This is a genomic window from Subdoligranulum sp. APC924/74, from assembly GCF_003324125.1.
GTDB lineage: Bacteria > Bacillota > Clostridia > Oscillospirales > Ruminococcaceae > Gemmiger > Gemmiger qucibialis.
Genome location: NZ_PSQF01000105.1, coordinates 1 through 8,008 on the forward strand (window position 1 = coordinate 1; position 8,008 = coordinate 8,008).

General features: G+C 43.2%; 8 protein-coding genes and 1 pseudogene. 4 read left to right on the top strand and 5 right to left on the bottom strand.

The window, feature by feature from the left end; translation table 11 throughout:
• Nucleotides 1–529 precede the first annotated feature (529 nt).
• From C4885_RS14295 to C4885_RS14300, 3 genes are all read right to left on the bottom strand, one after another.
• A complete protein-coding gene (locus C4885_RS14295; protein WP_114000979.1) occupies nt 530–1,765 on the bottom strand; it encodes a tyrosine-type recombinase/integrase in 1,236 nt (411 codons plus the stop codon).
• A gap of 37 nt (nt 1,766–1,802) precedes the next feature.
• A complete protein-coding gene (locus tag C4885_RS16695) occupies nt 1,803–1,973 on the bottom strand; it encodes a hypothetical protein (RefSeq protein ID WP_199488123.1) in 171 nt (56 codons plus the stop codon).
• 115 nt (nt 1,974–2,088) lie between these two features.
• Complete coding sequence (locus C4885_RS14300; RefSeq protein WP_114000980.1) at nt 2,089–2,298, bottom strand: DUF6462 family protein; 210 nt, start codon at nt 2,296–2,298, stop codon at nt 2,089–2,091.
• Nucleotides 2,299–2,796: 498 nt separating this feature from the next.
• Between C4885_RS14300 and C4885_RS14305 the strand changes: the two genes are divergently transcribed.
• The 4 genes from C4885_RS14305 to C4885_RS14320 all read left to right on the top strand — a co-directional run bounded on the left by C4885_RS14305 (nt 2,797) and on the right by C4885_RS14320 (nt 6,960).
• A complete protein-coding gene (locus C4885_RS14305) occupies nt 2,797–3,435 on the top strand; it encodes a DUF6088 family protein (RefSeq protein ID WP_114000981.1) in 639 nt (212 codons plus the stop codon).
• 215 nt (nt 3,436–3,650) lie between these two features.
• Nucleotides 3,651–3,896 (top strand): hypothetical protein, encoded by a 246-nt coding sequence (locus tag C4885_RS16705; protein ID WP_256359672.1) that lies wholly within the window; start codon nt 3,651–3,653, stop codon nt 3,894–3,896.
• A gap of 69 nt (nt 3,897–3,965) precedes the next feature.
• Complete coding sequence (locus C4885_RS14315; RefSeq protein ID WP_114000982.1) at nt 3,966–5,351, top strand: glycosyl hydrolase family 28 protein; 1,386 nt, start codon at nt 3,966–3,968, stop codon at nt 5,349–5,351.
• Nucleotides 5,352–5,685: 334 nt separating this feature from the next.
• The gene (locus C4885_RS14320; protein ID WP_114000983.1) at nt 5,686–6,960 is read left to right on the top strand and encodes an ATP-binding protein; all 1,275 of its coding nucleotides are present in this window, start codon (nt 5,686–5,688) and stop codon (nt 6,958–6,960) included.
• A 399-nt stretch (nt 6,961–7,359) separates the two neighbouring features.
• On the opposite strand, the gene C4885_RS14325 is transcribed toward C4885_RS14320, so the two are convergent.
• Both C4885_RS14325 and C4885_RS14330 read right to left on the bottom strand, forming a co-directional pair.
• Nucleotides 7,360–7,569 carry a DUF6462 family protein gene (locus C4885_RS14325; RefSeq protein ID WP_114000984.1) on the bottom strand — a complete coding sequence of 70 codons (210 nt, stop codon included), beginning with the start codon at nt 7,567–7,569 and terminating at the stop codon, nt 7,360–7,362.
• 190 nt (nt 7,570–7,759) lie between these two features.
• Nucleotides 7,760–8,008 (bottom strand): annotated as a pseudogene (locus C4885_RS14330) (hypothetical protein); the annotation flags it as partial.

The window sequence follows — 8,008 nt, forward strand, 5'->3', positions numbered from 1 at the left end:
TTGGCAACGCAGATGCCGTGCCGCAGCCGCCGGAGCGGTGCTTAAGCCGTCAGGCGGGAATTGTGCGGTGTTGCCTTTATAATTATTATAAATTATACCACCGATAAGCCGCCTGCGTCAATTTATGGGGGAATTTAACAGAGGGAGATAGAACTTTCTCCATACTATGTATAGAAATGCACAACTGGACTAAAAAACAGAGAGCCATCCCCGTAAGAGGATAACTCTCTGCTATTTTTGTAAAGCCTTTTCTGCAAGTTTGGTGTCAATGTGGTGTCAAATCAGCCAAGCCAGGTTTATAAAAGGCGTGGAATCAATGCTTTTTAGTCGATGGGCTTCATCGTGGGGATACTTTCCGGAACCGGCTTACAATGCTTCGTGATGCTTCACAATCGCGTTTTCACTTGCGTTCCCGGTATTCACAATCCTTCGTGATTCGCCGTCATTCTCGTAGTTTTGCTGTCAATTTGCTGTCCTTGGAAGAATTTTGCTGTCAGACAAAACGCTCAGTAAGAGCCCTTCTTTGCTATCAAAAAATATCCAGTGTAGCAGCCAAACGCTCAAATGATTCCTGTTTTTTCTCCTCGGTCGCCTCGGCATAAATGTCCATCGTGGTCTGAATGTCTTTATGCCCCATGACCGATTGGATGACCTTCAGGTTGGTCTCTTTTTCGCAAAGCCTTGTGCAGAACGTGTGCCGTAGATGATGTGCCGAAAAGTCCGGCAGCAGAACCGCCTCCCGGTGCCGCTTCTTTGCTTCCACTTCTTCACCTGCATTATAGTCTGCAATGATGCGCTTGATAGCGCGGTTCACAGACTGCGGATTCGGAACATTACCAAAGCGGTTGCAGAAGATGAAGCCCGACATACCATCAATCTCCACATCGTTCCAGCCGGATTCTTTTTGTTCTTCATGCAGCATTTCAAAGGCATCCTTTACGGTATCAAACATAGGGATCGTCCGAACGCCTGCTTCCGTTTTAGGCTTTGAGATGTGCAGAACCGAATTGCGGCTTTCGCCCACCGGGTAATAGACCAGACTGTGATTGATACTGATAGTGCGCCGCTCATAGTCCAAATCATCCCAGCGCAAGCCCAACGCTTCACCAATGCGGCAGCCTGTTCCCAGCAGTACCGTGAACAACGGCCACCAGTGGCAGAAGACCGGGTGATTGGCGATATGTTCCATGAACGCCCGCTGCTGCGGAATCGTCAGGGCATGACGCACACCAGTGGTCTGCTCGGAACTTTTCTTGATTTCTGCCATCACACCATCTGCGGGATTCTTGCGGACGATCTCATCCCGAACCGCCAGCTGAAAGGTGGGATGTAGCAGCGTATGAACGCTTTCGAGCGTGTTCGTCTGCAAGCCCTGCTTATCCAACAGGTAATTGTAGAACTGCAGCACATCCGAATACCGAATCTCTGCAACTTTCTTCTTGCCGAAGGTATCGCGGATGAAGCGGTCATACATATAAAGATAGTTGCTCCGGGTGGTCTGGCGTAGATTCGTTTTTAGGCTCATGTAGCGGTCAAACACAAAGTTGACCGTTGCTTTGCCTGCAACGTAAATATCCAGACCGTCCATCTGGTCTTTGGTGAGCCGTGCTTCCTTCTCCCGAAGGGTCACAAGGTCATTTGCGTAGATGTATTTGCGCCGCCCCAGCGGGTCCGTGTAAGAATACGCATATCGCTTATCGGAGCTGCGCTGCATCTCACCTTTTCGCAGGGTACGCCCCCGCAGGTCTTTTCGTGTCGTTGCCATATCAATTCTCCTTCCCGAAAGAAGAAGGGCCTGATACTTATTCCGGGTCAGACAAAACCTTGCTTAAACCCAGTAAGACAACTTCTGTGATAGTCATTTGGTGTTGTGCAGCATAAGAACGGATACGATCATATAGGGCATCTTCCACCCGAATGGTTACGGCTTTCCGCTTGGCATTCTCTAATTTCGGTCGTCCCATTTTGGCCATAGCTATTCTTACACCTCCCACATCAATAGTATACTAAACGTATGACGATATATCAAGCCATATTTTTATAATCATCGCTATGTAATTTCTGCTTGGCTTTTGGCCACACCACATATTAAAGTATGTGAAATGTCTCCAGATACCTTTCAAAAATCTCACAGTTTACTAAAGTCACCTTGTCGATTTTGTATACAGCCTTAGCCTCTTTAGCGAGTTCTGTGAATTTTGTCAGACCCATGCTGTACTTTTCGGCACCTTCTTGGTAGCGGACAAATTTCTTGGCGTTCATTTTTGTTCTCTCAACATCCTTACGAGAGTAAGCCATTTCTTAGTACCTCCGTTCATTTTGTGTAGGGAAAAATATGAAAAACTTGTATCTATAACGATACAAAAATACCGTGGAAAGAAAAGCAATCTTTCCACGGCACGATCTGTCGTTATAGCTGTGCGTTTTTCTCCCTCTGCAATTCCAGACAGGCAACCTTTCCCGGTGCTGTGCCCTACAATGGCCTTACGGCCAGTGCAGTATGTTTTCTCGCACCTTGGCACGCTCGCGAATTTCCGGTCGTGGCGCTGCTTCCCCAATGCGGTACAAACAGAGGACGCTATTCTCTTTTTCGGAGGCTTTTAACCCTCCTATAGTACAAGAGAACACGTTCCCGGAAATTTTCGCAGAATTTTTCAAATTTCTTCTAAAAAAGTTAAAAGTATTCGAAGCTGCGCCTCTTTGTGATTGAAAGATGTCTTGATATTTTTGAAAATCACAAGTATAATAATAACAGAACAGAAATATAGAATTACGAATGTGTGAACGGAGGGCAGTATGGAAACATTATATGAGTATCTTCTAAAAAACTACAAACTGAATGAGCCAATTTTCCTTGCTGATCTTCAAATCGAGGGCATGAGCCGTGCAAATCTTCGACAGCAGATAAAGAAACTCACCGATGCCGGAAAGGTAAAGCGGTTTGACAATGGAGTTTATTTCTTGCCGAAAAAAACGATTTTCAAATCAGGGTCGCAGCTTCCCCCAGAAAAAGTGTTGGAATGTAAATATCTGAGAGATAAGGATAAGCGATGCGGCTATGTGAGTGGTTTGATGTTCTTTAACCAGATGGGGCTAACGACACAAGTTCCGATGCTGTATGAAGTTGTATCGAATAAGGCAACGAATGAATACAGGGAAACATCTCTGGCAAAGTCGCGGGTGATTGTTCGTAAGCCAAAAGTGCCAGTGACGGAATCCAATTATAAGGTGCTGCAATTCCTTGATTTGCTGAAAGATGTAGATGTGTATTCCGAAATTACGGGAAAGCCTTTGCAGGAACGGTTGTATCAATATATGAGCGATGCAAGTTTGAGCCTTTCAGAAATGGAACCGTATTTTTCTTATTACCCAGATAAGCTGTACAAAAATCTGGTAGAAACGAGGGTGATTTATAATGGCGTACTTGCACAGTGATAGAGAGCAATTCCGGGATGCGATTGACTTGGCCTATGAGCAGACGGGCGTTATGGTACAGGCAATCGAAAAAGATTATTATGTTACTATGTTGCTGCGACTTTTGGCTCAGAAGATGCCGTATATCGTTTTTAAGGGCGGTACATCACTGAGCAAATGCTATAAAGTGATTCCGCCGCTTCTCCGAAGATATTGATATTACGATTGATACGCTGCTGTCACAAGGGCAAAAGAAGAAGATAAAGCAGGCAATCGTGGATTCGGCAGAAGAACTTGGAATGACGATTGAAAATCTGGATGAAACCAGAAGCCGCCGTGACTATAACCGCTATGTGATTGCATACGATTCAGTCATTCCGATGGCAATCGATGCGCTGAAAGCGGCGGTTTTATTGGAAACGTCTTATACGGCAGTATCCTTTCCAACTGTTTTATTGCCTGTTCATCGAAGAATTAAATAATAGCTCTGGTAATTGATTATAGGCAGTATGAATCATAAGTATTTATGATGGAGCGAGGAGAAAAAAGATATGAAGGATTTTGAAAATGATTTGATTTATTATCCTAATCCGGACCCGGTCAAGGAACCGAGATTTATTTTAAAATCTGTAGATGAATTGGAAAAATCAACAAAATACAGTGTTACCTGCAATGGAACAGAGCGTGTGGTATACCATACAGATTCGTTTGACTATGTTGTAGTAGTAGATAACGAAGCGTATGATCTGGAGATTTCAATCCATACACCATATGAAAAACTTGAAATCCGTCCGTCCAGCTTTGGCATAGTTCCTTTTGTAAAAGGAGAAACAGTCCATATCCATCTTGATGAACCGAGAAAGTTTACTGTAGAGACAGATGGTGGTCTTCATGATGCATTGTTTGTGCTTTGCTCGCACAGGATTGAGAAGCCGGCAGATACCACCATCTGCTTTGAAAAGGGCAAGGTATATAATGTAGGAGTTCTTACCTTAAAGTCCAATGATACGGTTTACATAGAGGAAGGTGCTGTTGTATCAGGTTGTGTATACGCAGACCATTGTGACAATATTTCCATTGTAGGAAACGGAATTATCAACGGAGCCTGCTGGCATCTGCCGGACAGTAATGCACACCGTTTCTTTATCTATGCCAAGTGGTGTAATAATGTACTCTTAAAAGGCTTTACTGCTGTAGACGGTCCTTCCTGGCATGTAGTTCCTGCGGCGTGTGACCATGTTGTGATTGATGATATGAATATTATGTCGAGGATTGTAACGGGAGACGGTATTGATATTACGAGCAGCCAGGACGTAGAGGTAAAAAATTGCTTTATCCGTTCCACAGACGACAGTATCTGCATCAAATCCCAAAGATTGTTTGAAGATCCGTCAACGGTACGTGACGTAACAAAAGTTCGTGTTCACAATAACGTGATCTGGAATGCAGAACCCGGTAATGCCATAGAGCTTGGTTATGCCCTCCAGAGCGAAATCCACGACCTAGTATTTGAGGATTGTGATATTATACACTGCCAGTATGAAGGAAACATGGGTGGTGCGGCGATTTCCATCCATCAGGCAGATGGCGGCCATGTTCATGATATACATTATAAAAATATCAGAGTAGAGCAGGCAGAACAGAAACTGTTCGATATTAAGGTTCTGCTTTGCAGATATACGGAACAGCTTGCCAAAGGAGAGATTAATGATATCTATTTTGATAATATCCAGGTGCTGAACGGAGATATCCCGGTCTCCATGATCCGGGGGTATCAGACACCGACAGAAGAAGTACGTGTCCATGATGTCCATTTTGATAACATTACTTTTATGGGGAATAAGTGTGAAACCTGGCAGGATATGCGGCTTGTTACAGAACTGGCAAATGACATTTATGTCAATGGTGCCAGAATATGCAGACAGATGAAATTCTGAGAATATCACCATTTTCTACTGGATGTACTTAAATAGCGAAGCCCCCACACCGAATCGATGTGGGGGCTGAATTTTATAAGGAATTTATAGTACGTTGAATAGGGCGCATCAAGTAAGTCTGAACGGACGAGTGTGCTACACACTGCTTGTTTCAGACTCGACGTAAAGTTTGCATCCATGCAGTACTTGTATTTACGGTCTTTGTATATGACTTTATACAAAAACGTCCGAAGTTCTACGTAAAATACGATGGTTGTCTTGAAAGTACATAAAAGATATGCTATAATTTGCATTGAAGTTCGGACGAAATTGTACAAAGTACGAGGTGAGCTTGATGATAAACCGTGACTCTTATTTAAACCGATTGGTTCGGCATCGTTGGAATGGAGAGATTAAGGTCATTACGGGGATTCGACGCTGCGGAAAATCTGTGTTACTTTTCGATTTGTTCTATGAGTATCTCCTTTCACAAGGTGTAGCAGATGACCACATCATAAAAATCGAGTTGGATCAACGGCGGTTCTATAAATTCCGCAATCCTATTACACTCTGCGAGTATGTAGAGTCTGTTGTGCAGGCAAAAGCAAACGAGCAATTCTATTTGTTCATTGATGAGGTTCAGCTTACCACAAAAGTGGTCGATAAAGAAAACGGTGGTATTGAAGTTACAATTTACGATATGCTGAATGAATTGAAGGCCTACAAAAACTTAGATGTTTACGTGACCGGCAGCAATTCTAAAGGCTTATCCAAGGATATTGCAACAGAATTTCGAGGCAGAGCTACGCAGATCCATGTGTTCCCTCTTTCTTTTGCGGAATTTTATTCCTATGTGGGTGGTGATGAACGCAAGGCGCTGGATACCTATATGCTTTACGGTGGAATGCCCCGGCTGCTGATGTTGGAAGATGAAAAGGACAAAAAGGACTATTTGGCTTCTCTTTACAGTGAGCTGTATGTAAAAGATATTGTAGAGCGTAATAAAATTGAGCGAGAGGATATCTTAAATGATATTCTGGACTTCCTTGCGTCGCAAATTAGTTCACTGACGAATCCAAATAATATAGCAAACGCTATTGCTTCCATGAAAAAGGAGAAGGTTAATCCAACGCTCGTATCCAATTATGTGCAGTTCATTATGGATTCTTTTCTGATTTCTATGGCAAAGCGGTATGATGTCAAAGGGAAGACCTATTTTAATTATCCCAACAAATATTATTACACAGATGTTGGACTGCGGAATGCAAGGCTGAACTACCGTCAGTATGACCCCGGCCATATCATGGAAAACATTATATACAACGAACTTCTGCAGCGGGGTTATTCTGTTGATGTTGGGGTAGTCTATGACAGAACCAATGGAGGAAAGACACAAAAAGAAATTGACTTTGTGGTAAATGATGCAGACAAGAAAATATACATTCAATCTGCTTTTCGTATGGATACCGAGAAAAAGGAATCCGCGGAACTGTTATCGTTACTCCTTGCAAAGGACTTTTTCAAAAAAATTATAGTGCGAATGGATATTCCGCATAGCTTTTATGATGAAAATGGTGTTTTTCATTGTAATTTCATTGATTTATTGTTAGGTAGAGTCGAACTATTTTGACCGCTAAAAGAAAATCTTTGTAAAAAAGCTCCACATTGCTTTTTGCAATGCGGAGCTTTTTTATAACACTTATGCGAATGACTTATTGACGAAGATATGATCTGCAATGATTACGTTGGAGAGGACAACAGCTTCATAACCAGTCCACGCATCGTTTTCTCTTCCGATATGGTGGTGTCCCTTCTCGCCCGTCTCATTGAAATGTTGCTAGATTTATCTGCAAACTTTTCAATGAGTCTGTTGTTTTTACTCTTGCGTTGGAGTATAACATTCAGTTCTTGACAAGAAACCTATAAATTTGCTACTATAACAACATCTCCCCCAGGCCTCTACGCACAGCGTATGCACACTTGGGGGAGTTTTGTTTGTTAATATCAGAGAGGCTGTGAGGTGAGAATTTTACGGAATACGGAATGATTCCAAATACCGTTCAAAAATCTCACAGTTGGCCAAGGTTACCTTGTCAATTTTGTAAACAGCCTTAGCTTCTTTAGCGAGCGCTGTGAATTTTGTCAAACCCATGCTGTACTTTTCAGCACCCTCTTGGTAGCGAACGAATTTCTTGGCGTTCTGCTTTGTTTTATCAACGTCTTTACGCGAATAAGCCATAATAAAACTCTTTTCGTTTTAGCTTGCCCTGTTTTCTGTTCTGGGATCGTAATCTTGAAGTTTTATCTTTTTTGTGCATCAGCCTCACAATCTTTATAATATGGACCTGTCACGCAGCAACCTCTGCAACACTTATACGAATCATTCGATACCCAGAGCCGGAAGCGGGCAACAAACTCGTATAAAGCTGTTATTCGCTGCATTGACCGCACATCTTTTCTTTCTCTGCAATCTTCACCTTGCAGACCACCGCATTGTCCAGTACATAGCCAACTTTGGCCGTGGCGCTGTCTCCGATTTTGTCATACAACCGCCCGGCGCTGATGCAGTCGCCCAGCACCGTGTGCGGGCTGTTCGCCACATAACCTGCGCAACCAAGCCCCGGCAACTCTGCCTTGATTGCTTCGCTGTCATATTCATTGTCAGGCTCTTTGACCAG

What these genes read in the sequence shown, in the direction of transcription:
- C4885_RS14295 (WP_114000979.1), bottom strand. Translation starts at nt 1,765, where the DNA reads ATGGCAACGACACGAAAAGACCTGCGGGGGCGTACCCTGCGAAAAGGT.
- C4885_RS16695 (WP_199488123.1), bottom strand. Translation starts at nt 1,973, where the DNA reads ATGGCCAAAATGGGACGACCGAAATTAGAGAATGCCAAGCGGAAAGCC.
- C4885_RS14300 (WP_114000980.1), bottom strand. Translation starts at nt 2,298, where the DNA reads ATGGCTTACTCTCGTAAGGATGTTGAGAGAACAAAAATGAACGCCAAG.
- C4885_RS14305 (WP_114000981.1), top strand. Translation starts at nt 2,797, where the DNA reads ATGGAAACATTATATGAGTATCTTCTAAAAAACTACAAACTGAATGAG.
- C4885_RS14315 (WP_114000982.1), top strand. Translation starts at nt 3,966, where the DNA reads ATGAAGGATTTTGAAAATGATTTGATTTATTATCCTAATCCGGACCCG.
- C4885_RS14320 (WP_114000983.1), top strand. Translation starts at nt 5,686, where the DNA reads ATGATAAACCGTGACTCTTATTTAAACCGATTGGTTCGGCATCGTTGG.
- C4885_RS14325 (WP_114000984.1), bottom strand. Translation starts at nt 7,569, where the DNA reads ATGGCTTATTCGCGTAAAGACGTTGATAAAACAAAGCAGAACGCCAAG.